The following is a 25915-nucleotide window of genomic DNA, read 5'->3' on the forward strand; positions in this document are numbered from 1 at the left end:
CTCAGGATGGGATGTGCTTTATTTTTATTCAGTAATCAACGTATGAATCAGCTTCGGCGCCTTCGCTTCCGCGGCGATGCGGATGTTGTCATAGACTTTTGCGATGACTTCTTCAACGTTTTCGCGGTTGGCGTAAAGCGTCACGAGCGGTTCGCCTTTTTCTACTTTGTCGCCGACCTTTTTGCGGAGCATGATGCCGACGGCTAAATCGATCTCGTCTTCTTTTGTGGCGCGACCGGCACCTAACAGCATCGCCGCGACGCCGATTTCGTCCGCAACGATTTCAGAAACGACACCCGCTTCTTTGGCAGGCACATCAATTTGATATGCGGCTTGCGGAAGCTTAGACGGATCGTCAACAATTGAGCTGTCGCCGCCTTGGTTTTTCAGGAAATCCTTGAATTTCTCAAGCGCTTTGCCGTTTTTCATGACTTCTTCCAGCTTCGCTCTCGCTTCGTCCAATGTATCGGCTTTTTTCGCAAGCACAACCATCTGGCTGCCGAGCGTTAAGACAAGCTCATGAAGATCCTCAGGCCCCTCGCCTTTGAGTGTGTCGATCGCTTCTTTGACTTCAAGCGCATTTCCGATCGCAAAGCCGAGCGGCTGGGACATGTCTGAAATGACAGCCATTGTTTGACGGCCGACGTTATTTCCGATGCGTACCATCGCTTTGGCAAGTTCAGCTGCGTCTTCTTCTGTTTTCATGAAGGCGCCCGCTCCCGTTTTTACATCAAGCACGATGGCGTCCGCCCCGGCAGCGATTTTTTTGCTCATAATCGAGCTTGCAATGAGCGGAATGGAATTGACCGTTCCCGTTACATCACGAAGCGCGTACAGTTTTTTATCAGCCGGCGTTAAATTGCCGCTTTGGCCGATGACCGCAACCTTGTCGCGGTTCACAAGTTTAATAAATTCATCCTTCGTCAGTTCCACGTGGAAGCCGTCGATTGCCTCTAACTTATCAATCGTGCCACCCGTATGGCCGAGACCGCGGCCGGACATCTTGGCAACCGGCACATCAAGAGCCGCAACAAGCGGAGCGAGAACGAGCGTTGTCGTGTCGCCGACGCCGCCGGTGGAGTGTTTATCCACTTTAATTCCTTCAATGGCAGAAAGATCAATCGTTTCACCGGAGTTCACCATAGCCATCGTCAAGTCCGCGCGTTCACGGTCACTCATATCCTGGAAGAAAATCGCCATAGCAAGCGCGCTTGCCTGATAATCAGGAATGCTTCCGTCTGTATAGCCGTTCACGAAAAATTGAATTTCTTCAGTGGTGAGTTCTTTTCCGTTTTGTTTTTTGATGATGATATCTACCATTCTCATGTTTGGTCACCGATCCTTTTCGATTAAGTTCAGTAAATCAAGCCCACAATAGCTGCTGATAAAAAGCTGACAAGCGTAGCACCGTATAATAATTTCAAGCCGAAACGAGCGACGACATTTCCTTGCTTTTCATTCAGTCCTTTTACGGCACCGGCAATGATTCCGATTGAGGAGAAGTTCGCAAATGACACAAGGAATACCGATACGATCGCTGTTGTACGGCCGCTGAAATGGAAACCGTTTTGCGTAAGCGACGTCATGGCGACAAATTCATTCGATACCATTTTTGTTGCCATAATGCTTCCCGCATTAACAGCTTCATTCCATGGGATACCGACAAGAAAAGCGAATGGAGCAAACACATATCCAAGAATGCCTTGGAACGAAATACCGAATACTGCATTAAAAATGCCATTGATCAAGGCGATAATCGCGACAAATCCAATCAGCATCGCAGCGACGACAACCGCCACTTTGAAACCGTCAAGGATGTATTCTCCGAGCACTTCGAAGAAGGATTGTTTTTCCTCTTCCTCAACTCGAAGCATATCCTCTTCTTTTGCAACCTCGTACGGATTAATAATAGAAGCAATTATGAAACCGCCAAATAAGTTCAAGACCAGCGCTGTTACAACATATTCCGGTTTCAGCATTGTCATATACGCGCCGACAATCGACATTGACACAGTTGACATCGCAGATGCGCAAAGCGTGTACAAGCGCTGCTGATTTAAAAGACCGAGTTCTTTCTTCAAGGAGATAAATACTTCTGACTGCCCTAAAATCGCAGAAGCCACTGCGTTATACGATTCCAATCTTCCCATACCGTTTACCTTGCTGAGGGCAAGGCCGATATATCTAATAATAAACGGGAGGACTTTCCACTTTTGCAGAATCCCGATCAGAGCGGAAATAAACACGATTGGCAAGAGAACATTCATAAAGAATGTCGTTTGGTCCGCATTCACCAAGCCGCCAAACACAAAGTTAATTCCCTCTGCCGCGTATTCAAGCAGGTAACCGAATCCTTTTGCAAATCCTCCCACGAGGAAATTCCCTATTCCGGTATTGAGGAGAATGTAGCCAAGAATAAATTGCAAAATGAGCATAACAACAATTGGGCGGATCTTAATTCTTTTTTTGCCGCTGCTCGCGATCCACGCGAGGCCTAAAAACACGATTAAACCGATAATCCCAATCAAATACTTCATATGTGTTTCTCCTTTATTTGTATTCGCTTACAATCACTGTTTCCTCAGAAAACGGAAAGCAGTCTGCCTTCCGTCAGCTCTTAATAGTTGTCTCCGCCTGATGCATTTTCTCCTTTTACGATAGAAACGCCTGCGCTGGCGCCAATTCGGCTTGCTCCGGCCTCTACCATTGTGTCTACATCTTCTTTCGTTCTGACGCCGCCAGATGCTTTCACGCCGATATCAGGCCCTACTGTTTTGCGCATTAAGGCGATATCTTCCTTCGTTGCGCCGCCTGTAGAAAAGCCTGTTGATGTTTTTACGAAATCCGCTCCCGCAGACACCGCTAAACGGCATGCACGTTCTTTTTCTTCATCAGTCAGAAGGCACGTTTCGATAATGACTTTGACAAGCGCTTTTCCGGCTGCAGCTTCCACTACACCGCGGATATCCGCTTCAACCACATCGTCTTCCTTGTCTTTTAAAGCGGCAATATTAATGACCATATCCACTTCAGTGGCGCCTTTTGAAATGGCGTCTTTTGTTTCGAACGCTTTTGTTTCAGTTGTATTGGCACCGAGCGGGAAGCCGATGACCGTACAAACGTCGACTCCAGTTCCCTTAAGCTCTTTTGCAGCAAGCTCCACCCATGTCGGATTGACACATACTGAAGCAAATTTGTATGTTTTCGCTTCTTCAATTAGTTTTAGAATGTCCGCTTTTTGTGTATGCGGTTTCAAAGCTGTATGATCAATTATGTTGGCTAATGACATCCTTCGCACACTTCCTTTTTTGTTAAGATATTTTTTAGCATAACCGACTTTTGAACATATGTAAATTGGTAATTGAAATTTTGTTCAATGAAAGGTTTGAACGTGTCACAAATCATTAACAAGCGCCCTCGCGGTATGCTGGTCAATGATTAAAACGTTGGCATATTTTCCGGTTAATGCTCCGTGAATGGAAGATACTTTTCTGCTTCCGCCGGCAACTAAAATGGAGCGTTCCTTCAGTCTGAGGTCTTCAAGTTCAACACCGATGGTCCGGTCATTGATGGCGCTGCTGCAAATATTCCCTTTCGCATCAAAAAAGCGTGAACAAATATCCCCCACGGCCTGTTTTTTCAGCAGGGCTTTCTCTTCTTCGTTAAAATATCCGAGTCGGAACAACAGCGCTTCATCACGGACAGTCCCCACCGTGAAGAGAGCGATATTCGCCTGCTTTCCCATCTCGATGATCCGCTCAATATGACGGTCTTTCTCCACCATTCGCTTCACATCCGCATTATCAAACACGACTGGAAGCGGGAGATAGCGCGGCATCGTTTGAAAAGCCTCTGCAAACAGCTGAATCGTTTCAGCCGAATACGTGTTTACCCGGGAATGGCTGATGCCGCCTTTTAGCTGGACGACCTCGACGCCTTTTACTTGCTTCGGCTGCATGTTTTGCGCGATTTGATACATGGTGGTTCCCCAGCTGACGCCGACAATGTCGCCGTCTTTTACCGTTTCATGCATATATTCTGCACCATAGCGGCTTAGGTCATGTGTAATTCCTGCATAATCGGGTGTCGGAGAAAACACAACATGCGCCTCGAGGAGACCATATTTCTCTTCAAGCATGGAACCGAGCGCATCCAAATCCTCAAAAGGGTCCATGACGCGAATCTGGACATATCCTTTTTCCTTTGCATATTGCAGCAGCCGGGAAACGGTTGGCCTTGAAATGTTGAGCTGCTCAGCAATTTGCTGCTGACTGTAGTCAGACTGATAGTAAAGCCTTGCCGCTTCTATGCTTAATTGTTGTTTTTCCCGATCCATTCTGCACCTCCCTGTGGATCAGTCCTGATAAAACTGCTTTTGATTTGCTTTTATTATACAGGGTGGCGCCGACTTTCATCCACCTGATTCTAAGAAACTGAACGACGCTCTGGGCGCGGACCTGCCCAGAGCTTACTTCTCCCAGGTCATATGCTGATAAATGCCTTTCATAATGGCGTACATTCCATATAGGATCAGGCCTAACGCCAATATAGATAGAATCAATTTGCCATGCGGCTGCTGCGCGAGTTCGGCGAGCGCGCCGTCAAAGCCTCTTGTGTCGTCGGGATCAGCGGTCATGGCTGTTTTGATGAGAAAATAGCCGATAGCCGAGAAAATAATGGCCCGGGCGATATTGCCTGCGCGTCCGGTGTTTTTTGTGATGCATATCATTTGTTTGTTCATTTTTGACGTATCAAATTCTTTCATAAAAGCAGCCCGAACACCTTTCATAAATTGAACAATCGCAAATACGATAAAACCCGCACCCGTAAGCCCTGTGAGCCATTGGCCGAACGGTTGCGCCAATACATAAGCGGACCACGTCTGTTCTGAAGTGCCGCCGTCCCCTTGGCCAAACACAAATCGCAAGGCATTCCAAGCGATGGATGTGTAAACGGCGGCACTGAAAAAGTTTCCTATTCTCCGTGACAGGCCTCGCCTGCTGTTTCCGTGCCCCTCCGTGTCCTTGATCGCACTTAACACCATCCAGATTACATAGCCGATAAGGCCGATGCCTATTAAAAAAAGCAATAGTGACCCATACGGCATGCGTGATAGCGTTTGGAGCGCTCCGCTCGAATCTTTCGCGCGGCCTGCCCCGGCAGCCGTCATAAAAGCCAAAACCCCAAGCAGAATAAAAACGCCGCCGAATGCAAAATAACCAAGCCTCCCGAATCGCTTGATCCAAGGCTTGGTTTCCTGTTTTATTTTTGACATGTACCGGTCTTTCACCGCCATGTGTCCAACCCTCTTTCACAGAAATCTTTACTGTAACATTCCCGATTGAACAAAGTTGAAACAGCTCCTGCCTCAGCTATGGCTGGCTGAGATACGTTTTTGCTGTTTAGCTGATTGTGCAGGTGTCATCCAAGCAGCCGCTGCGGCAGCTGTGACTCCGCCTGCTAATTTCCCAATGATCATGGCCGCCGCCATTTCTTTTTTCATTCCAGCTACAAAACCGAGATGGCTGCCGAGTACAAAGGCGCCGCTGACCGCAAACGCGACATTGATAACCTTTCCTCTCGGCGTCATATTCTTTAATGAAGCCAGCATCGGGATATGATGCGCCAAAGAGGTCACTAATCCTGCTGTTGCTGTCTCATCTAAATGAAGGTGTTTCCCCAGGGCCTGAAGCGGTTTTTTAAAGGTTTTTGTAATAAAAGCCGTCATTGGAAACGCCCCTGCCAAGGCAATGGCGATCGTCCCTGTCGTTTGTATCCCTGTCTCGACATTCTCCATTCCCGGAATCAGCACAATGCCGGTCATCGTTTCAACAGAAACAGCTGCAAGCCCGATAATCGCAACCACACTGACCGCTTTCCCGAAGTAATGAAACAACCGAATCATACTGTCGGTATACCGCCATAACCCAAAGGCGATCACAGCAGATAACAGACTCGGGATCAGAAGATTTTTACCTACCATGCCGATGTCAAAACCTGCGCATAATCCGCCGATTAAGCAACCGATCGGCACTGTGCACAGCCCGATTAATATGCCTTTCGCAAAATACGGATGGTCCTCTTTTTCGATGATGCCAAGAGTGACGGGAATTGTGAAGACGATTGCCGGTCCCATCATTGTTCCTAAAAACACCCATGAAAACAGCCCGGCCTGCGGATCTTTCGCCATTTCTCCAGCCAGCGCATATCCTCCCATATCAATCGCCAAAATGGTGTTCGCAAAGGAAGAGGGGTCTGCGCCAATCGCTGTGTAAAACGGAGCAACAATGGGAATCAGGATTGCTGCCAGCACGGGCGCCAGCGACACAATTCCGATCATGGACAGCGCCAGCGGCCCCATAGCCTTAAAGCCGTCCGCAAACCGCTCGCCTAGCCCCCATCTGTTTCCCAAACAATAATCCGCCGCTCCCCATAGTAAAAAGGCAGCCAAAATGAATACAACCGCGTCATTCACCGTCATGGTTTTCTCCTTTTTCAAACGTATGATTGGTTTTATCATATCATCTGAAATCACCGAATAGAGTTGATCTTATTCAATATGAGCTAAAAATTCTTTTATATCGGCTTTTTCAACGGCTGTTATGATGCGCCGCGCTTTTTCTTGAGGAACCGTTAATGTCAATTTTTCTATTATGTCTTCTTCAGACAGCTCATTTCCCGGCGCCCCTTTTGGGCAGTCCACACGCGCTTCGCAAATCCGGCCGTCTGATAAATAGGCCCGGACAATCGTGAAACGGCCTTTTGGAACGGCATGGGGAGCCGGCTGAGTAGCATTGTCATATACGCGCTGAATATGCCCTATTGTCGTTTGAATGCCGTTTGGGATCGGCTGGCTGTTGAAATGTTCAACGGTCAGGCCGTGTCCATGCAAAGCAAGAGCAATCACATATTCAACGCTGAAACGGCCTTCCTCTCCAGTTTTCGGAGATCTTTCCGTCAATGCAGCATCTCCGCCTGGCGGAAAAATCACTTCAATACGTTCGGTATTGGCAGCAGAAATGGTTTCTTCGGAGATAAGCTGTCGTACCGCATCTGCAGCATGGTGTGCCGCGGAACAAAATGGATAGATTTTAAACCATAGACCCGGCTGCACAATTCTCCACGGCGCCCCCCAATCGTTTAGCAAAGTGTGTTGTGCTTTTTCAACGTCACCGTACAGACTGAAGAAACCAGTTTCTCCATCAAATGCCGTGCGGGACCCGCCAAATTCTGTTTGGGCCAGCTTAACGGCCAGCAAGCCAGCCTGAGCCGCCAAACCGGCGTGCAGTGGTTTCATTTCTGTTCCAAATTGCACCCTCATCCCAGCAGATTGCGTAGCCGCAAAACCAATCGCTTTTTCCAGCTCTTCCTGAGTCAGCTCCTCAGCATAACCTACGGCGCAGGCGGCAGCGATCGCACCAAGTGTTCCTGTATTATGCCAGCCCTTTTCATAGTGTCGGCTGCCAATTGATTCTCCCAGCCGTGCCATCACTTCAACACCAACAATATAAGCGCCAAGAAGCCGCTCGTCATGTCCGCGAGCGGCAGAAGCAATAAGGGCCGGTACGATGACTGCACTGGGGTGTCCTCTTACATCGGAGTGGACATCATCAAAATCCAATGCATGGGCGATAAATCCATTCAGCATCGCGGATTGTAATGGCGCGGCCTTTTTGCCCTGTCCGATAATAGGAACAAGGGGCCGGCCTCCTTCATCCTCTATCAGACGGAGGAGCTTTTGAATTCCTTTATCTTCTCTTCCTGCGAATGAAGCGGCAGTAAAATCAAGTAATCCTTTTTTTGCTTCGCGAATCGCGTCAACTGAATGCTCAGGTTGTGACGCTCTCACAGCCGCTGCAAGACCTGCTGTCAGCCCTTGTTTGCTCATTTGATGGTCTCCAATACAATAACCGCCAGCTCCGCAAAGTATTGAGAGGCAACCGTAAGGGCATCTTCATCCAGTGTAAAGGCCGGATGATGCCACTCCTCCGTCCCGTTCGTTCCCATCCAGACAAAAAATCCCGGAATCTTCTCTTGATACAGAGCGAAGTCTTCTCCGCCCGGAGACTGCTCAGCATGAACGGTTTGATAGCCAAGCCGTGCCGCAGCTTCGGATGCCGCATTCAAAAATGTGCCGTCATTCTGAACGGAAGGCAAATAAGGAAACCACTTGAATTCTGCTTGTGCCCCATAGCCCGCTGCAATTCCTTCAGCCACTCGTCTCATATGCTCCGGAACAGCCTGCCGCGCTTCTTTTTGAAAGGTTCGAACCGTCCCCTCCATTTCAGCTTGGTCTGGAATCACGTTCCACGACGTGCCCGCCTGTACTCTTGTGATACTGACGACTGCGTTTTGCAGTGAGCTGATATTGCGGCTGACCACAGATTGCAGCCCGCTGATGATTTGCCCGGCTGCAGCGATTGGATCAATACTGTTATTCGGGATGCCGGCGTGTCCGCCTTTCCCTTTGATGACGATCTCAAACCGGTCAACACTTGCCATGAGCGGACCTTCCTTTACACCAATGGTCCCGACAGGCAGATCCGGCTTATTGTGCATGCCGAAAATCGCGGAAACGCCATCAAGTACGCCAGCTTCTAGAACCTTTCTTGCTCCTGCGGCAATTTCTTCGGCTGGCTGAAAGATAAAGCGGACTGTACCTTTCAGCTCGGCCCTTCTTTGATTCAGCAACATCGCTGTGCCAATAATAGAAGCGGTATGAAAATCGTGTCCGCATGCATGCATTGTGCCATCAACCTTAGATGCAAATGGGAGATTCGTCTGTTCTTGGATCGGGAGCGCGTCAATATCCGCTCGTATTGCTATCACGGGGCCGTCTTCCCGTCCTTTGATTTCTGCAATCACACCAGTCTCCAATTGAGGAACATCAAGTATTTCGATTTGCTCCTCCTCAAGCCAGCGGCGGATTTTTTTCGTCGTTTCAACCTCTTGAAATGACAGTTCAGGATGTTCATGAAGATCACGCCGCATATTGATTAAACGGGTATGAAACGCTTTGTCGGCCATTGTTCTTCTCTCCTTCTTATATAAGCTCTGCAGGCTCTCCCACCTGCTTGATAAATCGTTTCGTCCGTTCGTTTTTCGGATGGTCAAACAATTCCTCTGGCGTTCCCTGCTCGATAATATGGCCGTCTGCCATAAAAATCACTTGATCAGCAACCTCTTTTGCAAACGCCATTTCGTGTGTAACAATGATCATCGTTGTTTGTTTTTCCGCAATGGACTTGATGACCTGAAGCACCCCTGTGACGAGCTCAGGGTCAAGCGCTGACGTTGGTTCATCCAGCAAAATCGCATGCGGATTGACCGCAAGCGCCCGGGCGATGCCGATTCGCTGCTGCTGGCCGCCGGACATTGTGATCGGATAGCTGTCAGCCTTATGCTCCAAACCGACTTGTTTCAGAATCTCCATTCCAATACGTTTCGCTTCGTCGCGTGGTTTATGTTGAGCCACGATTAAAGCTTCTGTAATGTTTTGCAGAGCCGTTTTATTTTTAAACAGATTGTAGTTTTGAAAGACCATGGCCGTTTGCTGGCGAAGCCGATGTGCTTCCTTGCGTGTAAACTTTTCCGCATTCAGTTTGGCTTCTCCGATTTCAATAAGGCCTTGATCCGGACGCTCTAATAGATTTAAGCACCGGAGAAGCGTTGATTTTCCGGAACCGGACGGACCGATGATTGCCACCACTTCTCCGCGTTTCACTTCTAGATCGATTCCGTCGAGCACGACGAGATCTTTAAACGCTTTGCGAATATTTTTTACTGTTATCAACTGATTTCACCTCTAAGTCCGGTATGGCTTGCTCATGGCACGTTCAAACAAGTCCTGCAACATGCTGTAGATAATGGTAAGAACCCAATAGACGATCGCAACCGCCAAGTACGTCTCAAAATATTTGAGGTTTCCTGAAGCGTACATCTTCCCTTGGGCGAACATCTCCATGACCCCTAATGTAAAGGCCAGTGACGTTTCTTTCAGGAGCCCGATAAAGGTATTGCCCGTTGCCGGAATCGCATTTCGGATCGCTTGCGGCAAAATAATCCGTCTGTATGCCTGAAATTTTGTCATACCGACCGACAGGCACGCCTCCAGCTGCCCGTCATCAACAGAGTTGAGGGCGGCCCGGAAGATTTCTGCCAAATATGCTGCATTTTTTAAGCTTAACCCGATGATGGCAGCTGTGAGAGCTGTCATTTTGCTCATCTCTGGAAATAGCTGCGGCAGCCCGTAATAGATTAAGAACAGCTGCACAAGGGTCGGCACGCCTCGGAAAAAGGATATATACAGCTTTGACAACTGATGAAGCACTGGAATTTTGTTCTTTGTAATGAGTGCGAGAATAAGTCCTCCGATAATGGCAAAAATCATAGCCGCTATAGCCATAAACAACGTGATCGGAAGGGCCTGAATTAAAGTCGGGAACGCTGATATCATGAATTCCCAATCAATCGTGTTCATTCTGGTGATTCACCGCCGTTTCTTAATGCTTCTGTTCTACTGTGATATCTTCATTAAAGTATTTTTCAGAGAGTTTTTTCAGTGTTCCGTCTTTACGCAATTCATCTAGCGCCTTATTGACTTTTTTGCGGAGCTTGTCGTGCGCATCGTCCTTGGCAAATGGGAATGCAACCTGTTCGTAAACAATCGGATCTCCTGCAAGCTTTAATGGCAAACCGGTCTTCTTGATTTGCGCGATCAATACAGTTCGGCTGTTGACATAAGCGTCTACACGGCCGTACGCAACATCCTTCAGCGTGCCCTCTTGTGTTTCGTACGTTTTGATATTGATTTTTTTATCAGGATCTTTGCTTTCAAGGTTTTTCGCGTGGTTTGAACCGAGAACGGCCGCGACTGTCTTCCCTTTTAAATCGTCTGCTGATTTGATATCTGTATTGTCTTTTTTGACGACAATCTGTGTTCCCGCATAAGCGTATGGTTTCGTAAAGTTATACGTTTCCTTGCGTTCGTCTGTCACAGCTACCTGGTTGGAAATGGTGTCAAGCTTGCCTGTTTGAAGCTCTCCCATCAGCCCGCTGAATTCAAGAAGCTTCCAGTCCAGTTTCATGTCAATTTTCTTAGCGACCGCTTCCATCACTTCAACGTCAAAACCTGTCAGCTTTCCGTTTTCTTTATAAGCAAATGGGTAACTTTGTCCTGTCGCACCGACATGAAGCACATTGTCATCCTCTTTACTGCTGCTGTTTCCATTGCCGCAAGCGGAGAGCACCGCTAATAATGCAGCAACGACCAGCACTGTCCATTTTTTCATCTTCATTTGATTTTCCCGCCTTTTCTATTTTTATAGATCATGTCGCAATTGTTTTTTCATATAGACTGTGATATGCCCTTTTCCAAGGTCTTGTTCACCTGAGCGGACATACCCTTTTCGTTCGTACATCTCAATCAGCCACGGATGCTTATCCGCTGTTCCGAGTGAAACAAACGGAACCTTTAACGTATCGCGGAGGATTGTTTCCTCCAGCCATTGAAGCAGCTTTGTTCCGATTCCTTTTTTTCCGGTGTCGGGGTCCACAGCAAACCACCAGATATGCGGAACGCCATACGGTCCCGGCTGTTTTCCCCAAGGCATTCTCAAGGTGATGGTCGCGATGATCCGCCCGTCTTCTTCCATGACGTAGCAAGCATTTTCCCGAATATTTTTCAGCACCAAATCCAAATCCGCATGAGCGGCAGCAAAACGAATGCCGAGCTTTCGAATCGGTTCATAAGCCCGCAATGTCAGCTCGAGAAGCTGTTCGGCATCACGTTCAACTGCAAGGCGGTATTGTGGCTTCATCTAGCGTTCCTCCTTACTTTGCATAGCGGTTTACCGGCTTTTCCAAACCGAAGTGCTCTCGTAATGTTGTGCCTTCATATTCTTTTCTGAACACGCCGCGCTCCTGTAAAATCGGAACCACTTGATCAACAAACACTTCAATTCCTTCTGGGAGAAGCGGAGGCATGATGTTAAACCCGTCACACGCTTTCTTATCCACCCATTCCTGCATCTTGTCGGCGAGCTGCTTCGGCGTGCCGACGAAGATATGGTGGCCTCTGGAGCCTGCAACGTATTTGTAAAGCTCTCGTATCGTCATATTGTCACGTTCAGCCATCTCCTGAACAAGCTTGAAGCGGCTCTTCACAGCATTTGAAGCTTCTGCGTCAAGCTTCGGCAGCGGCCCATCAAGCGGATATGCCGACAAATCAATTCCGCCTAAGTAATTTTGGAGAATTTGCAGACCGACAGATGGAATAATCAGATCTTGAAGCTCCTTGTATTTGGCTTGCGCCGCTTCTTCTGTATCGGCAATGATCGGGAAAATACCCGGCATGATTGCAATTTTTTCTGGATCACGTCCGAATTCCGCTGCCTGTTCTTTAATGGATTGATAAAATTCTTGAGCTGATTCCAGGTGGTTTTGTGCTGTGAAGATCACTTCTGCTGTTCTGGCAGCCAGCGCTTTTCCGTCTCCTGATGATCCTGCCTGGATAATGACCGGCTGGCCCTGCGGGGTTCTTGAAACGTTCAGAGGTCCGCGAACCGAGAAATAGTCTCCTTTGTGGTTCAGCTCGTGCATTTTTTCTTTGTCAAAGAATTCACCCGTTTCTTTATTACGGATAAAGGCGTCCTCTTCCCATGAATCCCAAAGCCCCTTTACAATCTCGACAAATTCCTCTGCCCGCTGATAGCGCAAATGGTGTTCAAGGTGCTTTTCACCGCTGAAATTCAGCGCTGTGGATTCAATAGATGAAGTGACGACGTTCCATCCGGCACGGCCATTGGAGAGATGATCCAATGACGCAAACTGTCTGGCAATATGGAATGGCTCGCTGTATGTAGTGGAGGCTGTTGCAGTCAGTCCAATTTTTGATGTGACCTGCGCCAAAGCAGAGAGCAGGGTGAATGGCTCAAACCTTGTTAATACATTTGGATGTGATTTGCTGTCAATTGAAAGACTGTCCGCTAAAAACAGCATATCCAGCTTGCCTCGCTCCGCTGTTTTCGCAAGCTCTTTAAAATAATCCAAATTCATGCTCGCATCTGAAGGCGCGTCCGGGTGCCGCCAAGACGCAACATGATGGCCTGTACCTGCTAAAAATACCCCTAATTTGATTTGTTTCTTTTTGCTTGTCATGTTGATACTCCTTTTATCATGTTTTTAGGCTGAATAATCCGAAAAATAAACTCCTATATTCCTAGTCGTTTAATATGAATAAATCAAAATGTACATTTGTATTGCGAGTTTGTCAATGAGTTGAGATTAATTTTTTCTTTTTAAGCTGAAAAGAATCTCGCAGAATCATGGGGCGGCATTTGTGCAACCTGTATACTGGCAAAACCAGTCTGATGCTGAGACTCGTTTTAATCCAAAGTTTTATATAAATGTAGCTTGTACCTTATCTCTACTTCCGACCATACGCATTTTGCCGCCGCTTTTGCTCTTTGCTAATAAACGCGCGTGATCGCCGTCGTAGAACGGTCCATTTTCCCACTCATTCAGAAGCTGAGACATCACATAAAAAAATAAGCTGATCCCGGATTCATACCGAAATCAGCTAATTGAATCTTAATTAAGTTCTAGAATACTTTCTTCTGCTTTAGCAGAAAACACTTTAGGCTCCAAACAGTCAAGGTCTTCATGAAATAAATTTACTTTTTGGATTTGCCGATTGTCATAGTGGTGGAAATAGTAGTTTCCAGTTTCGTTGCAGATCACGGAAGTATATTGCGTATAATGAATTTCGTCTTCTTCCGTTATCACTGCGCCCTTTGGTATTGTCATATTTGCCAAAATGTGAAAAGCGGCTGTTACACCTTTCATTTCATCGGCCGCCGGCTCTAGGTGTTCTTTCAAATAAACAGCTCTGACAAACCGGGAAGGCGGTGTATAGTCCCCCGGCAGGCCAACAGTTCCTAAGCCTTGGCCAAAAGCAGAAAGGGCTAACCCGCCCATCTCTTTGCTCTCTAATTGCTTCGGTCTGATTCCTGTATATTGCTGCAGATTGGTTACATGCCATATAAAGTCGGGGCTGTTCGTCATGACACCAGGTTGATTGTCATAGACTTTGAGGCCGTCTGCTCTCGGTTCTATCGTCAGGCTTCGTCCCGTCCGGTCTGACAATATCCAGTGAAGCGGTAAAACTGTATCCAATAGATCTAATTTTTTCTCTACAATCGTTAAAGATCGAATCTTTTCTTTTACGTCTTCCAAAGACTGACAGACTGACAGCACCCATGTCACAAACTCATGCGGGGCAATGTGAACAGTGTCTTCCCGTATCGTTTTTTCGTACTCTGCATAGCCCGGAAAATAAAGTGCAGCACACGATAAACCGTTTTCATTAACGCCGTCTGCAAATAGAATATTACCAAGTTTTCTTCCCATACCGATAAATGCGTACTGTGTCTTATGAGCCTTTCCGTCAGCTTCACTATTCCAGCTGTAACGCCGTGGATAGAGAATGACCTCCGTCCCCAGCTGAAATGCAAAATCCATTGTTCTCGCTAATAAATGATTCCGGTCAGCAGTTTCCAATGTAAGACTTGTGCACATCTGATTCAATCCCCTTTCAATTCAGGCTAAAATCATACATTTTGTGAACAACTTGTTTTATCAGCATAACGAAAGTCAAAGAGATTCGTCAAAGAATTGACATTACATCAAATAAAACGAAAAATCCAGCCTTCTCAGAGGCTGGATTTCATTATTTCGACAAAACAAGCTCGTGAATCGCATGCGCAACACCATGTTCATTATTGGAGCGCGTTTGAAAGTTTGCGGCTTCCAATACTTCTGGAATGGCGTTTGCCATGGCAACCCCGCAGCCCGCCCATTCGATCATTGTCAGGTCGTTCCCGTTGTCGCCTATGCACATGACTTCCGCCTGTTCAATTCCAAGCAGCTGAGCCAGCTGGCGTACAGCATTTCCTTTGCTGGCTTCCGAGTGCAGAATTTCATAAAAGAAAGGCGCGCTTCTCACCATTGTATATTTTTCTCTCAGGTCTTTTGGAATCGATGTAATGACGCGGCTTAAGTTCTCCGGTTTATCAATAAACATCACTTTCGGGATGAGGATATCTTTTGGCACCTCGTCAATTTTGCGGAAATGAAGCGGCACCTGTGTCACATAGGATTCGTATACGGTAAATTCGCTAATGTCCCGGTTAGGCGTATACAAATTAGATGAGTCAAAGAAATGCATCGGCGTCTTCAGCTCTAAGCTCAGGTCATATAATGAAGTCAAATCATCATAACCGAGAGACAGCTCCGAGACCACTTCGTTTGTATGCGTATTTTGAACAAGCGCTCCATTATACGCAATGACATAGTCGCCTTCTTCAATTAAATTCAGTTCATCTAAATATCTCTGCACACCCCCGATAGGCCGGCCGGTGCAGAGCACAATTTTGACACCTTCCGCTTTTGCCGCGTGAAGGGCGTCGCGGACCTCCTCTGTTACTTCATGATGATCATTTAAAAGTGTTCCATCCATATCAATTGCAATTAGTTTGTACATCCTGCATCTCCTTCATGTCGTTTTCAGGCTATAGTCCCATCATATCGTTTTTTCTTTTTGATATTCAACCGGAAGAGATGGTTTTCTCCGGATTCTGTTTAGACGCCGCCCTTGTCTTCGGATACGCAAGCGCGGTTTCCGCTTTCTTTCTGCCTTGACGCCGTTTTCTGCTTTTTTCTGTTTCATCAGCAGAAAGCCGGCAACTAAAAAAGGAATGCCGGTTATATTCAAGATGGCAAGCTTCACACCCGCCGCGATGAAAAAGAACCCCCATGAAGATGATGGATTCCGTCTGATCATGACGTAAGCCGCCATTTCCAGAACGATCAGGATGGCATGAAGCACTATGCCATAAATCAGCAATACAAGGGCAAAAAACAAAACATAATTCACGATTGCCCCTGAGTACATCATAGCGCGCATCATTTGTATAAACGATAAGGATTGCATGGAGCCGCTGATGACATTAGGGTTATAGATCGTATAGTCACTAAATACATGTTTGACTTTGAGAAAAGCCCATAATATAAATATCCACTGAATGATATGTAAAACAAGCCCCGCTGCCACCAGTCTTTCAGCTTTTTGATTTCTCATCTTTCTCCTCCCTGCCGGTCTTTGATTCGATTCTTGTCATCGTTTTTGTCTGGCCATTTTGCTCCCATATCAATGTCCCGTTTTCTCCTCTTTTCAGCGTGCTTTTGAGCGGATAATAGGGGCCGAGGTACTGAATCTCGATAGACCCGTCAGTGCTTTGGGAAATCACCTTGTATGCCATAAAAGGCAGCTGTACCTCTCCTCTTCCTTCCATCACTTCCGTTTCCACAACCTCGTCTTCGGTAAATGTGACTGTTGCTGATTTCACGCCATCCGCTGGCCCGGGGGCAAGCCCCTCATCCCACGTTCCGTAATAAAACGGTGTCTCTTCTTTTTGCTGTTGGCAGCCCGATACCATGATGCATACAGCAGTTAAAAGCAAAATGCCATATTTGTTTCTCAAGGGGATCACATCCTTTCCTCCTCTTTTTGGGCGAATGCCGTGCCGCTGTGCCAATGACTACATAAGTTATAAGGAATTCACCCACAAGGAGATTGATCATAATGAACCCTTATCAATATTACAGCCCTCAGCTGCCTCAGCAGGAACCTTACTATAGCCACTATGAGTACAATTCTTATCCGCAGCAGGATGTATACGATCCATACCAAATGGATAGACAGCCGGCATTAGAAAGAAGAATCGCAGCACTTGAACGGCAAAATGAACAGCAGTCGAGAGAATTAACCCGTCTAACAAACGAAGACCGCCGTCAAAACCGCGAAATTGCGCGGCTGGCAGAACAGGTCAATCAGCTAAGCCAGACTGTTGAACGCCATACACGCCGCCTAAATCGGCTCAATCAGCGCCTCCGTACAGTAGAAAACAGGCTGAATATCCCATTTACTGCAGGGGAAGGCGGTTTCTGAGCAAGCAAAGAAAAAAAGCGGAATACGATTCTCCCATTTCAGGGTTTCGTTTTCCGCCATTTTTATATGTTAAAACGGAACATTTACATAAAAAGGGTTTGTACCCAGTATACAATCTTTACCGTTTTCATTCAAAGACAGAGGGGCTGAGGAAAATAATTGTAGTTCCTCATTTGCAGAATTTCTTTTCAATCAGGTTGCATGATAATACCGACTCACGTCAATCGATACATGGAGGGATCATTCATGCATAATACACAACACGGCTTGCAGCAGCTGAACCAATGCCGCCAAACTGCTCAGCAGCTCATTCAGCAAACACAGCAAAGCAGCCAGCAATATCGCCACATGCTTCATCAGGAGCAGCAAAACATCCAAATGCTGCAGCAGATTCTAAACCACGAACAACAAGCTGCACATACCATTCAGCAAGCACTGCACGGACATGACATGGCGATTCAAAAGTGCCAGCAGGTTGTCAACATGTGCAACCAAATGCAACAGGAACTTACTGGACAATCCAGCGTCATGAATACGAATGTGTCTACACTTCCATTCGGCCAAAACACGCCATTTCAGCAGCAATCCTACCAGCAGTAATATATAAAAAAGCTCAACACAATGCGAGTGTTGAGCTTTTTTTCTTACTGTTCTTTGCGAATATGTATATCCTGAATAGACTGTTTCGGTGCATGAAATCTGCTCTCGGCTTCACTTCTTGCCTCGGCAAAAGCCCGCGCCTCCACATGATCTTTGTAGACATCCAGCTGAATCAAATACAGCGGGCGCACTTTAAATCCATGAATAATGGTCACCGCCCATAACGGGACCACAATAAAAACACCGGGCAGATCGGGCAAAACAAAACCAAACGCAAAAATGAAAAAATAAATGATGCCGTACATGATCCACTTTCTATTTCTAACCTTGATGCCAATAAATAAAAAGGCAAAAAAACTGGTAATGGCAAAAGGCATGAAAATAAACAGCATCCACCAGCTATGCAGCCATTCCCAAGCGGAACCTCTTTTTGTAATTCCCATATTTTTCTCCTCCTATTTACCTATAATAATCGATTAGGCATACCGCGTCACCCATAAACGGGAAAAACTTTCTCCCTTAAAAATAGTGATAGACGGAGAACAGGTTTCTTGCTATATTATTAATTGATAATGATAATCATTACTAATCTATTGAGATACATAGTGGGAGGGTTCTTAATGAAAAAGAACATATTGCTCGTGGGCATGCTTGTGCTGCTTCTCATGTTTGTCAGCGCTTGCAGCGGCACGGCTTCTAAAGGGAGCTCAAGCGATTCTGCTTCCGAAAAAACAGAAATGAGAACATACAAATCACCAAAAGGGAACGTCAACATTCCTGCACATCCGAAACGCATCGTCACTGATTTTTATGCCGGTGAATTGCTGTCTGTCGGGGCCAATGTGGTCGGCTCAGGCTCATGGTCATTTGATAATCCGTTTTTAAAATCAAAGCTGAAAAATGTGAAGGATGTTGGTGATCCAATCAGCGTTGAAAAAGTGATGGAGCTTCAGCCTGACTTAATTGTTGTCATGAATGAAGAGAATGTTGATAAATTAAAGAAAATCGCTCCGACTGTTGTCATACCTTATAACACAGCGAAAAACGTAGAAGACACAGTCAGCATGTTCGGAGATATCGCCGGAGCAAAAGACAAAGCAAAATCCTTTATGGCTGACTTTAACAAAAAAGCGGAAGCAGCTAAGAAGAAAATTGCCGGCGTCATCGACAAAGATGCGACCTTCGGCATTTATGAAAACACAGACAAGGGCGAATTCTGGGTGTTCAATGACAATGGCGGACGCGGCGGCCAAGCTGTATACAATGCACTTGGGTTAAAAGCGCCTGAAAAAATTGAGCAAGATGTCATCAAAAAAGGAGAGATGAAACAGCTCTCTCAAGAGGTTATTCCTGAGTATGCCGCAGATTATATGTTCATTACGGATTACAACCCGAAAGGCGAAAGCAAAACACTCGACAAGCTGGAGAATTCCTCTATTTGGAAAAACCTTGACGCTGTTAAACATAATCGCGTGTTTATCAATGACTTTGACACGTTCTACCCGTACGACCCGATTTCTGTCAGCAAACAGGTGGATATCATCACCGACATGCTGATCAAACGGGCCGAAGAAAATAAAAAATAAAAAAACGGCACAGTCATGACGCTGTGCCGTTTTTTATGATTCACTTTAATTTTGACTGTACGGAGTCCGGCATATCTTCAAACTTGACTTCTTCCCAAGTCTCGACATACTTTCCTTTCGCCTTTACCTTCAAATACGCGTTCTTCCGAAGCTCTTTGCCAGCGAAAAAGGTCACTTCTTCTTTTTTCCCGGATGCATTATATCCGTCTAATGTATATTCAGTACCGCCCGGGCTAAGATGTCTGCCATCTCGGTCAATCTGAACATAGACATCTTGCTGGTGAATAAACGGATTAAATCTGTCTGTAACATCGTTATGAAAAAAGAGAAGCCCGCATATTACGGCAGCAGCCGCCAAGACGGCCAGGATTGCCATTGCTTTTTTCATCTTTGCACTCCCCTTACTTGTTCATTTTTTTCAAATAGCTTGACCGCACCGCGAGGAAGAATAGAAGCTGAAAAATGAAAAACCCTCCGATGGTGAGACTGAGCGGCCCCGCGACATCGGAATAGCCTTCCACAGCCAATGTTCTCAAGGCAAACAGTGTATGCATGACGGCAATGACAAATGGAAAGAAGAAAAGAATGGCCAATTGTATTGTCACGCTTTGTGCCATTTCACGCTCACTCAGGCCGATTTTGGCCAGTGAACGGTAGCGCTCCCGGTCTTCATCTAAATCAGTGAACAGCCTGAAGTATAAGAAACTTGCTGCCGCGACAAAGAATACAATTGCGATAAACAGGCCGATAAATAAACTCAGGCTCGGCAGTTGCACCGTATCATAGTAAGTCCCGGCTTTTGAAGCAAAATCAGAATGCACGTCGATATAATTGCCGTAAATCTCATTTTGCAAGGATTGGCTGATCTCAAGACTGTCTTTCCAATGATCATAGCTGTAGCCGTATAATGACGCTTGATCACCGAGTGATTTCAGCTGATCAAAGGTTTGATCATTCACCGCGATGATGGCATTCAATGAGATCAGCGGTTTTTTGACTTCTTTTACCGACAGTTTTTGATCAGACAGCTCCCCTTTTTGGTTCAGCAGCTTCAGCTGATCCGGCGCTTTGTTTTTGAAATTGCGGTCATACGTGCCCGGGAAATAGACAGCCTCGTCTTCTTTCAGGCCGTTCACTTTGACATGGAAGTATTTTGCCGCATCCGATTCACTGATCATGTAAACAGGGGGAACAGTTTCTCCTTCCTGATAGCGAACATAGGAAACATCTATTTTGTCTTTCTTATACGTAAAGCCGTGTGTTTTCAGTTCATGGTCAATATCTTTCAAATGAGTCTGTTCTTTTGGATTGTTGCTGTAAGATAAATACTCCATTTCATAAGCGGACTCTTCCGCTCCGACGGTCGATTTGTACATTGCGAGCACGCCTGTCGCAGTAAACGCAACCGCGGAAATAATGCTGACAATAAAGAACAGGCGGGCGTTGTCTTTTAGACGATAGACAAGGTCAGAAACCCAAATGACGTTTTTCCCGCGCAGATAAAAGGTTTTCCACTTCTTCAGCGCGCGCAGAATCCATATGCTGCTTTGGCTGAAAAAGAAATATGTTCCGATGACGGTGAGCAGTAAAATGATAAACGGTTCGGCCCCGTGGACATTGCCTTTCAGAACCATGAAGTACCCGCCGCACAGACAGGCGATGCCGAATAAGGACAGAAGCACGGACGGCTTAGGCTCCGGCTTAACCTTGTCAGTGCCCTTTATTAATTTGATAACCGTATTTGATCTGACAAAAAGGATCGTAAACTGTGATAAAAAGAAAAATAAGAGCAGAAATCCGCAGGCCGTAATACCGAGCGCTTTCCAAGGCATATACAAAGGCAGCGCGTCCATTTCTAAAATATAAGCGCCGACCGTAAAGAACGTCTTTGAAAAAATGAACCCTCCGATAATGCCGGCTGCAATTGACATGACGCCAATGATCATATTTTCCGCAGTAATAAGCTTTCTCAGCTGCCCCGGCGTGATGCCCTGCATGAGCAGAATGCCGAATTCTTTATTTCTCGATTTCAAAAATGCGTTAACCGAATACAGAACAAATAAGAAAGAAAAAACAAAGATCATCCATTCCGCAGCGGTTAAGCCTTTTTTGGCGATATTATTCAGGTAGCCTTCCTTTAATGCCGGATGAAACAGGAACATTGCAAAGGTAAAGAAAATCAAAACGGAAAAGGCGCTGCTTAAAAAGAATGCAAGATAGGCCCTTTTGTTTCTCGTGACGTTTTTATAAGCGAACTGAAGAAAGGTCATTTGCGTTTCCCCCCAGCATAGACAGCACATCGAGAATTTGTTCATAAAAGACTTGGCGGTTTTCCCCGCGGTAAATCTCATTAAACAGTTCACCGTCTTTTATAAAGATGACGCGGCGGCAGTAGCTTGCCGCAACAGGATCGTGGGTCACCATCAAAGCCGTGACATGATCATCCTGATTCAGGCTCTGCATCGTTTCCATGACGTCTTTTGACGCTTTGGAATCAAGGTTGCCCGTCGGTTCATCGGCCAGGATGAGTGACGGCTTATGAATGACCGCTCTTGCGATGGCGGCACGCTGGCGCTGTCCTCCGGATACTTCAAACGTCCGTTTGTTGAGCAGGTTTTCGATTCCGAGCTTTGCCGCGATGCCTTGCAGTTTTTCTTCCATGACAGACGGTGCTTCTTTTTCAAGCGTTAACGGCAGCATGATATTTTCACCGATTGTCAGCGTGTCCAGAAGGTTGAAATCCTGAAACACAAATCCAAGCTGCTTGCGGCGGAAATGAGCGAGCTTTGTCCGCTTCAGGCGATGCGGGTTTTCTCCGTGAATCAGGATATCGCCTGAATCCGGACGGTCGATCGTTGAAATGATATTCAAAAGCGTTGTTTTTCCGGACCCGGACGGCCCCATCACCGCCGTGAACTCGCCTTCTTCTATTGAAAATGAAATTTGCTTTAAGGCTTGATAGGACACTTGTCCTTTATAGGTTTTATTTATATGTTTGACTTCAAGCATATTCGCCATGAAAATCCTCCTTATGGTTTTATTCTTGTTGATCTGGGCTGCTTTCATGTAGTGCCGGGACGTTCAACATAAAAATCCCCTTGACATAAATCCATGTTATCAAGGGGAAACAAAGCGGGCTATGTTGTTTTCTTAACGCAGCCTTACATTTTTGTAAGAAATGAAAATCGAACTGATGTCCCTTCACCGGGAGACGAGCTGATGTCCACCGTATGATTGAGCTTATCTGTAATTTCTTTGACGAGATGGAGGCCGATTCCCGTAGATTCTTGGAAACGCCGCCCGTTTTCACCGGTGTAATAAGGGTCAAACACCCGCTTGATGTCTTGTGAGGGAATCCCGACACCGTAATCTTTGACTTCAAGCACCGTCCTGTCTTCATCGCGGAAGACATTCAGCTCAAGTCTGTCACTCTTGCCCGCTGAATACTTGACCGCATTTGTGACTACTTGGCCGATTGCAAATTTGAGCCATTTGGCATCGGTGTAAATCTGATGATCATCGCAAACGTTCATTTTCGGATAAACGCGATATTGAATAAAAAATCGTTTATAGCTTTGAATGACTGATTGGAGAAGCTCGGACAGGGAAACCGCTTCGATTTTAAAATCCCGTTCAAACAGGTCGAGCCTTGAAGAATAAAGAAGCGTCTCCAGCCCGAATTCAATCTGCCGGACTTCTTTTTTGATTTGTTCAAAAACGGGCTCATCCTCTTCTTGAATGATTAAATTAATGACCGACAGCGGCGTCTTTACTTGGTGCACCCATTGATTCATATACGTCACCCGCGCTTCAAGCTTGGCTTCGGTCTCATGGAGCTTCTGGTGCTGCAGCCGGCTCAGCTCCATCTGCTTTTCATACAGCTCTGAACAGAACACTGAAGAACCGAGATACGGGATATCCGTCCCTTCCTGCCCCGAGCTGAGCCAATGATACACGCCGCGGTCTTTGTACCAGCGATAGGCAAGATAGCCCGCCAAAATAAGAAGCTGCACGCCCAATATGTAAAACAAGTGAGAAAAAGAATGAAGACCCGCAAACCAGTAATAAAAGAAGACAAACAGCCCTTGAAGGAGAAAAAGCAGAATCAGCACTGCATGAGACCGGAGAAACAGCTTCATGACTGCGCCCTCAGCTGGTAGCCTTCGCCCCGCACCGCTTCAATAGAAACAGGCGCATTCAGCTCCCGCAGTTTTTTTCTGAGCCGCGTGATATACACGTTAAGTGTATTATCATCGATGAATATGTCGGTGTCCCACGTCTTTTCCATGAGACGGTCCCGACTCGTCACCTTTTCTCCCCGCTCAAGAAGCACTTCCAAAAGCTTGCTTTCTTTTTTAGAAAGCTCGCTTTTTTCATCCCGAAAACGCAGTTCAAACCGTTCCACAAAGAGCTGAACGCCAGCATATTCAACCACTTTCTCTCCCTGCTTTGCGGCGTACTCCCCGTACGCCCTCCGGATCTGGCTTTTGATTTTCGCCAGCACAATATCATAAGAAAACGGTTTTTCGATATAATCGTCTCCCCCATTTTCAATCGCCATCACCTGATCCATTTCCCCGCTTCTGGCAGAAATAAAGATGATCGGGCTTGTGGAGTGCTGGCGGATCTGCCGGCACCAATAATATCCGTCATATGCCGGCAAATTGATATCAAGCAGCACCACATCGGGCTTTTCCCGCAAAAAGGCATCAAGAACAGCTGTAAAATCCGCGGTGATCACTGTTTGATATCCGTATTTTTCAAGGTAATTCTGCAATAGTCCGCGAATGTCTTCACTGTCTTCCACAATCATGATTTTATTCAAACTGAACCACTCCCGTTTCTTACACTGCTGCCATCATCATAATCGTTTTGAGCGTATGGACGCAACACCGCACAAAAAAACCGCCATCTCGGCGGTTTCTGGTCTCTTTAGCCGACCTGCTGCTTAGCTGCTTTACCGGCTGATCCGAACTCTCTCATTTTGCTTCGCACTGTCTCTTCCACGGCTTCAATGCCGGGTGTCAAATAGCCGCGCGGTTCGTACAGATCGCTGTTTTCCTGAAACATGCGGCGTGTTTCGTCTGTCCACGCTACCATACATTCCGTATTGATATTGATCTTCGCATGGCCGAGTGTGATGGCTTTTTTGATCTGATCCTGCGGAATCCCGGATGCCCCGTGAAGAACGAGGGGAATATCAGTCATGCGGGAGATAGCCTCCATTTCCTTAAATCCGAGATTCGGCTCACCCTGATATTTGCCGTGTACAGAGCCGAGGGCGGCGGCCAGCGCGTCGATATTGGTTTCTTTGACGATCCGCTCACATTCCGTGATATCGGCATAGCGGACCCCGCCGACCAGTCCGTCTTCCATTCCGCCGACCGTGCCGACTTCGGCTTCTACTGACACGCCGTGTTTTGCGGCATAATCGGTGACTTCTTTTGTCATCGCGATATTCTCGTCAATCGGCTGATGGGAGCCGTCAATCATCACTGAGCTGAATCCGGCATCAATGGCCTGCCTGCAGCGTTCCGCACTGCTGCCGTGATCGAGATGAAGCACGACCGGAACGGTAATTGCCATGTCCTCTATTAACGCCCCTACCATGGCGGCAATCGTTTTAAATCCGCCTAAATAGTCGACCAGGCGATCGGAAGCCGCGGCGATGACCGGTGATTGCTCCTTTTGCGCCGCCTGCAAAATCGCCTTCGTCCACTGCAAACCATTGATATTAAACTGGCCGATCGCATACTGCTCCCGCTTTGCATCTTCAAGAAGCTCTTTCATCGATACAAAAGCCATGTCCACCCCTCCTTTATCCATTACATGTTGAAGTATTTTGATACGACGTCCACTGTTGTTTTTTTCGCTGTTTGAATGGCTTCCTCAGCAGTCAGCTTATAGTATTCAGGCCGGAAGAGCTCAACCGATACAACATCAGAGAAGCCAATTTCCTTCAGTGCTGATAAGTGGGCATCTAAGTCAATTGCCCCTTGTCCCGGCCATACACGATCCTCATCTGTTAAAAAGCCGATTGGGAAATCTTCTGTATCATCAATATGATAGATGAAGATTTTCTTTCCGTCCGCCTGCTTTAAGCTCTCAATATTTGAACCCATTGCATGGAAGTGAAAACTGTCAAGGACAAGTCCGACATTGTCACGGTTAACTGTGTTTACGATGTCATACGCCTGTTCAAACGTATTGACCGTACATTGCGGATGGCCGACAAATTCAAGCGCGATTTTTACACCGTATGGCTCCGCGATATCTGACAGCTCAGTCAGCACGTCTACACTGCTCTTTTTGATCTCTTCTTTTACAATCTTCTGCTCTGTCACAAGCGGAACGGCCACCACATATTTCACACCGAGGGTTTTGCATGTTTCCATCATGCCTTTAAATTCAGTGATGATCTCGTTGTGCCCCTTTTCATCACGGTTGTTGAAGAAAACGAGTGCGTTTAAGGCAAGCGGTTTGATGTGGTGGGTTTGAAAATATTCCGCAAGGTCATCCAATGAATGATCTTTTAAGTACTCCGGCAGCTTATCCATTGTGCGGATTTCAATATAATCATAGCCGTGCTTTTCGCATAGTTCTAAATCCTGTTTAAGGTTTGAGTTTTCCAATGTTGTCGCTTCATTAAAACAAAGTTTCATGCCAGACTCCCCCATCTGCGTTTTAGATATGAAGGGAGTTCGGCAGGAAGGCTGTCGCC

General features: G+C 46.5%; 28 protein-coding genes. 3 read left to right on the top strand and 25 right to left on the bottom strand.

Features of this window, described 5'->3' with window-relative positions; all coding sequences use genetic code 11:
* Positions 1-24 precede the first annotated feature (24 nt).
* The 17 genes from WA279_RS10660 to WA279_RS10740 all read right to left on the bottom strand — a co-directional run bounded on the left by WA279_RS10660 (position 25) and on the right by WA279_RS10740 (position 16496).
* A complete protein-coding gene (locus tag WA279_RS10660) occupies positions 25-1326 on the bottom strand; it encodes a pyrimidine-nucleoside phosphorylase (protein ID WP_160244431.1) in 1302 nt (433 codons plus the stop codon).
* A 29-nt stretch (positions 1327-1355) separates the two neighbouring features.
* A complete protein-coding gene (gene nupC / locus WA279_RS10665) occupies positions 1356-2537 on the bottom strand; it encodes a nucleoside permease NupC (protein WP_003244143.1) in 1182 nt (393 codons plus the stop codon).
* Positions 2538-2617: 80 nt separating this feature from the next.
* A complete protein-coding gene (gene deoC, locus WA279_RS10670; RefSeq protein ID WP_003227127.1) occupies positions 2618-3289 on the bottom strand; it encodes a deoxyribose-phosphate aldolase in 672 nt (223 codons plus the stop codon).
* 105 nt (positions 3290-3394) lie between these two features.
* Complete coding sequence (gene deoR / locus WA279_RS10675; protein WP_243571709.1) at positions 3395-4336, bottom strand: DNA-binding transcriptional repressor DeoR; 942 nt, start codon at positions 4334-4336, stop codon at positions 3395-3397.
* 132 nt (positions 4337-4468) lie between these two features.
* Entirely contained in the window at positions 4469-5296 is an 828-nt protein-coding gene (locus tag WA279_RS10680; protein ID WP_015385093.1) for a DUF1206 domain-containing protein, read from the bottom strand.
* Between the two features lie 72 nt (positions 5297-5368).
* Positions 5369-6481: an ethanolamine utilization protein EutH gene (eutH, locus tag WA279_RS10685; RefSeq protein ID WP_336155384.1), complete on the bottom strand. Its 1113-nt coding sequence runs from the start codon at positions 6479-6481 to the stop codon at positions 5369-5371.
* A gap of 69 nt (positions 6482-6550) precedes the next feature.
* Positions 6551-7888, bottom strand: coding sequence for an MmgE/PrpD family protein (locus WA279_RS10690; RefSeq protein WP_336155385.1), 1338 nt, complete (start codon positions 7886-7888; stop codon positions 6551-6553).
* A complete protein-coding gene (gene sndB / locus WA279_RS10695; RefSeq protein ID WP_336155386.1) occupies positions 7885-9027 on the bottom strand; it encodes an N-acetyl-sulfur-metabolite deacetylase SndB in 1143 nt (380 codons plus the stop codon). The genes WA279_RS10690 and sndB overlap by 4 nt, the downstream gene beginning before the upstream one ends.
* 16 nt (positions 9028-9043) lie before the next feature.
* Positions 9044-9793: an amino acid ABC transporter ATP-binding protein gene (locus WA279_RS10700; RefSeq protein ID WP_003243284.1), complete on the bottom strand. Its 750-nt coding sequence runs from the start codon at positions 9791-9793 to the stop codon at positions 9044-9046.
* A gap of 12 nt (positions 9794-9805) precedes the next feature.
* On the bottom strand, positions 9806-10480 hold the full coding sequence (locus tag WA279_RS10705) for an amino acid ABC transporter permease (RefSeq protein ID WP_015715006.1): 675 nt from the start codon (positions 10478-10480) through the stop codon (positions 9806-9808).
* Positions 10481-10502: 22 nt separating this feature from the next.
* The gene (locus WA279_RS10710) at positions 10503-11297 is read right to left on the bottom strand and encodes an amino acid ABC transporter substrate-binding protein (protein WP_014665996.1); all 795 of its coding nucleotides are present in this window, start codon (positions 11295-11297) and stop codon (positions 10503-10505) included.
* A 24-nt stretch (positions 11298-11321) separates the two neighbouring features.
* A complete protein-coding gene (snaB, locus tag WA279_RS10715) occupies positions 11322-11819 on the bottom strand; it encodes a sulfur-containing aminoacid acetyltransferase SnaB (protein WP_003227107.1) in 498 nt (165 codons plus the stop codon).
* A 13-nt stretch (positions 11820-11832) separates the two neighbouring features.
* Positions 11833-13158, bottom strand: a complete 1326-nt coding sequence (locus WA279_RS10720) for an LLM class flavin-dependent oxidoreductase (RefSeq protein WP_251187498.1) — start codon at positions 13156-13158, stop codon at positions 11833-11835.
* A gap of 432 nt (positions 13159-13590) precedes the next feature.
* Positions 13591-14577 carry a penicillin V amidase gene (yxeI, locus tag WA279_RS10725; RefSeq protein WP_336155387.1) on the bottom strand — a complete coding sequence of 329 codons (987 nt, stop codon included), beginning with the start codon at positions 14575-14577 and terminating at the stop codon, positions 13591-13593.
* 151 nt (positions 14578-14728) lie between these two features.
* Positions 14729-15541 carry a sugar-phosphatase gene (gene yidA / locus WA279_RS10730; RefSeq protein WP_336155388.1) on the bottom strand — a complete coding sequence of 271 codons (813 nt, stop codon included), beginning with the start codon at positions 15539-15541 and terminating at the stop codon, positions 14729-14731.
* A 39-nt stretch (positions 15542-15580) separates the two neighbouring features.
* Complete coding sequence (locus WA279_RS10735) at positions 15581-16138, bottom strand: hypothetical protein (RefSeq protein WP_336155389.1); 558 nt, start codon at positions 16136-16138, stop codon at positions 15581-15583.
* Entirely contained in the window at positions 16119-16496 is a 378-nt protein-coding gene (locus WA279_RS10740; RefSeq protein ID WP_336155444.1) for a DUF3255 family protein, read from the bottom strand. Before WA279_RS10740 ends, WA279_RS10735 begins: the two co-directional genes overlap by 20 nt.
* A gap of 146 nt (positions 16497-16642) precedes the next feature.
* Here WA279_RS10740 and cotNE point away from each other — a divergent pair, with 146 nt between their 5' ends.
* Complete coding sequence (gene cotNE / locus WA279_RS10745) at positions 16643-17008, top strand: inner spore coat protein CotNE (protein WP_123374112.1); 366 nt, start codon at positions 16643-16645, stop codon at positions 17006-17008.
* A 246-nt stretch (positions 17009-17254) separates the two neighbouring features.
* On the top strand, positions 17255-17608 hold the full coding sequence (locus tag WA279_RS10750) for a hypothetical protein (RefSeq protein ID WP_043858345.1): 354 nt from the start codon (positions 17255-17257) through the stop codon (positions 17606-17608).
* Between the two features lie 44 nt (positions 17609-17652).
* Here WA279_RS10750 and WA279_RS10755 read toward each other — a convergent pair whose 3' ends face one another.
* On the bottom strand, positions 17653-18051 hold the full coding sequence (locus tag WA279_RS10755; RefSeq protein ID WP_003227087.1) for a hypothetical protein: 399 nt from the start codon (positions 18049-18051) through the stop codon (positions 17653-17655).
* Positions 18052-18228: 177 nt separating this feature from the next.
* Here WA279_RS10755 and WA279_RS10760 point away from each other — a divergent pair, with 177 nt between their 5' ends.
* Positions 18229-19194 carry an iron-hydroxamate ABC transporter substrate-binding protein gene (locus WA279_RS10760; protein WP_015715010.1) on the top strand — a complete coding sequence of 322 codons (966 nt, stop codon included), beginning with the start codon at positions 18229-18231 and terminating at the stop codon, positions 19192-19194.
* A gap of 40 nt (positions 19195-19234) precedes the next feature.
* Here the strand turns inward: WA279_RS10760 and WA279_RS10765 are convergent, their stop codons facing one another.
* The 7 genes from WA279_RS10765 to iolI all read right to left on the bottom strand — a co-directional run bounded on the left by WA279_RS10765 (position 19235) and on the right by iolI (position 25856).
* Complete coding sequence (locus WA279_RS10765; protein WP_003227084.1) at positions 19235-19582, bottom strand: YxeA family protein; 348 nt, start codon at positions 19580-19582, stop codon at positions 19235-19237.
* A 13-nt stretch (positions 19583-19595) separates the two neighbouring features.
* Entirely contained in the window at positions 19596-21464 is a 1869-nt protein-coding gene (gene yxdM / locus WA279_RS10770) for an ABC transporter permease YxdM (RefSeq protein WP_336155390.1), read from the bottom strand.
* Positions 21439-22212, bottom strand: coding sequence for an ABC transporter ATP-binding protein YxdL (gene yxdL, locus WA279_RS10775; protein ID WP_014115765.1), 774 nt, complete (start codon positions 22210-22212; stop codon positions 21439-21441). Before yxdL ends, yxdM begins: the two co-directional genes overlap by 26 nt.
* 143 nt (positions 22213-22355) lie before the next feature.
* The gene (gene yxdK, locus WA279_RS10780) at positions 22356-23333 is read right to left on the bottom strand and encodes a two-component system sensor histidine kinase YxdK (RefSeq protein WP_336155391.1); all 978 of its coding nucleotides are present in this window, start codon (positions 23331-23333) and stop codon (positions 22356-22358) included.
* Positions 23330-24019: a two-component system response regulator YxdJ gene (yxdJ, locus tag WA279_RS10785; RefSeq protein WP_336155392.1), complete on the bottom strand. Its 690-nt coding sequence runs from the start codon at positions 24017-24019 to the stop codon at positions 23330-23332. The genes yxdK and yxdJ overlap by 4 nt, the downstream gene beginning before the upstream one ends.
* Positions 24020-24126: 107 nt before the next feature.
* Positions 24127-24999 carry a 6-phospho-5-dehydro-2-deoxy-D-gluconate aldolase gene (iolJ, locus tag WA279_RS10790; protein ID WP_003242766.1) on the bottom strand — a complete coding sequence of 291 codons (873 nt, stop codon included), beginning with the start codon at positions 24997-24999 and terminating at the stop codon, positions 24127-24129.
* A 20-nt stretch (positions 25000-25019) separates the two neighbouring features.
* Positions 25020-25856, bottom strand: a complete 837-nt coding sequence (iolI, locus tag WA279_RS10795) for a 2-keto-myo-inositol isomerase (RefSeq protein ID WP_014478479.1) — start codon at positions 25854-25856, stop codon at positions 25020-25022.
* Positions 25857-25915: the final 59 nt, after the last annotated feature.

The sequence above is a fragment of the Bacillus sp. 204(2023) genome (assembly GCF_037027505.1).
Classification (GTDB): domain Bacteria; phylum Bacillota; class Bacilli; order Bacillales; family Bacillaceae; genus Bacillus; species Bacillus subtilis.

Excerpts from the sequence above, each read along its gene's own strand:
- WA279_RS10660 (WP_160244431.1), bottom strand. The coding sequence starts at position 1,326 with ATGAGAATGGTAGATATCATCATCAAAAAACAAAACGGAAAAGAACTC.
- nupC (WP_003244143.1), bottom strand. The coding sequence starts at position 2,537 with ATGAAGTATTTGATTGGGATTATCGGTTTAATCGTGTTTTTAGGCCTC.
- deoC (WP_003227127.1), bottom strand. The coding sequence starts at position 3,289 with ATGTCATTAGCCAACATAATTGATCATACAGCTTTGAAACCGCATACA.
- deoR (WP_243571709.1), bottom strand. The coding sequence starts at position 4,336 with ATGGATCGGGAAAAACAACAATTAAGCATAGAAGCGGCAAGGCTTTAC.
- WA279_RS10680 (WP_015385093.1), bottom strand. The coding sequence starts at position 5,296 with ATGGCGGTGAAAGACCGGTACATGTCAAAAATAAAACAGGAAACCAAG.
- eutH (WP_336155384.1), bottom strand. The coding sequence starts at position 6,481 with ATGACGGTGAATGACGCGGTTGTATTCATTTTGGCTGCCTTTTTACTA.
- WA279_RS10690 (WP_336155385.1), bottom strand. The coding sequence starts at position 7,888 with ATGAGCAAACAAGGGCTGACAGCAGGTCTTGCAGCGGCTGTGAGAGCG.
- sndB (WP_336155386.1), bottom strand. The coding sequence starts at position 9,027 with ATGGCCGACAAAGCGTTTCATACCCGTTTAATCAATATGCGGCGTGAT.
- WA279_RS10705 (WP_015715006.1), bottom strand. The coding sequence starts at position 10,480 with ATGAACACGATTGATTGGGAATTCATGATATCAGCGTTCCCGACTTTA.
- WA279_RS10710 (WP_014665996.1), bottom strand. The coding sequence starts at position 11,297 with ATGAAGATGAAAAAATGGACAGTGCTGGTCGTTGCTGCATTATTAGCG.
- snaB (WP_003227107.1), bottom strand. The coding sequence starts at position 11,819 with ATGAAGCCACAATACCGCCTTGCAGTTGAACGTGATGCCGAACAGCTT.
- WA279_RS10720 (WP_251187498.1), bottom strand. The coding sequence starts at position 13,158 with ATGACAAGCAAAAAGAAACAAATCAAATTAGGGGTATTTTTAGCAGGT.
- yxeI (WP_336155387.1), bottom strand. The coding sequence starts at position 14,577 with ATGTGCACAAGTCTTACATTGGAAACTGCTGACCGGAATCATTTATTA.
- yidA (WP_336155388.1), bottom strand. The coding sequence starts at position 15,541 with ATGTACAAACTAATTGCAATTGATATGGATGGAACACTTTTAAATGAT.
- WA279_RS10735 (WP_336155389.1), bottom strand. The coding sequence starts at position 16,138 with ATGAGAAATCAAAAAGCTGAAAGACTGGTGGCAGCGGGGCTTGTTTTA.
- WA279_RS10740 (WP_336155444.1), bottom strand. The coding sequence starts at position 16,496 with ATGGTATCGGGCTGCCAACAGCAAAAAGAAGAGACACCGTTTTATTAC.
- cotNE (WP_123374112.1), top strand. The coding sequence starts at position 16,643 with ATGAACCCTTATCAATATTACAGCCCTCAGCTGCCTCAGCAGGAACCT.
- WA279_RS10750 (WP_043858345.1), top strand. The coding sequence starts at position 17,255 with ATGCATAATACACAACACGGCTTGCAGCAGCTGAACCAATGCCGCCAA.
- WA279_RS10755 (WP_003227087.1), bottom strand. The coding sequence starts at position 18,051 with ATGGGAATTACAAAAAGAGGTTCCGCTTGGGAATGGCTGCATAGCTGG.
- WA279_RS10760 (WP_015715010.1), top strand. The coding sequence starts at position 18,229 with ATGAAAAAGAACATATTGCTCGTGGGCATGCTTGTGCTGCTTCTCATG.
- WA279_RS10765 (WP_003227084.1), bottom strand. The coding sequence starts at position 19,582 with ATGAAAAAAGCAATGGCAATCCTGGCCGTCTTGGCGGCTGCTGCCGTA.
- yxdM (WP_336155390.1), bottom strand. The coding sequence starts at position 21,464 with ATGACCTTTCTTCAGTTCGCTTATAAAAACGTCACGAGAAACAAAAGG.
- yxdL (WP_014115765.1), bottom strand. The coding sequence starts at position 22,212 with ATGGCGAATATGCTTGAAGTCAAACATATAAATAAAACCTATAAAGGA.
- yxdK (WP_336155391.1), bottom strand. The coding sequence starts at position 23,333 with ATGAAGCTGTTTCTCCGGTCTCATGCAGTGCTGATTCTGCTTTTTCTC.
- iolJ (WP_003242766.1), bottom strand. The coding sequence starts at position 24,999 with ATGGCTTTTGTATCGATGAAAGAGCTTCTTGAAGATGCAAAGCGGGAG.
- iolI (WP_014478479.1), bottom strand. The coding sequence starts at position 25,856 with ATGAAACTTTGTTTTAATGAAGCGACAACATTGGAAAACTCAAACCTT.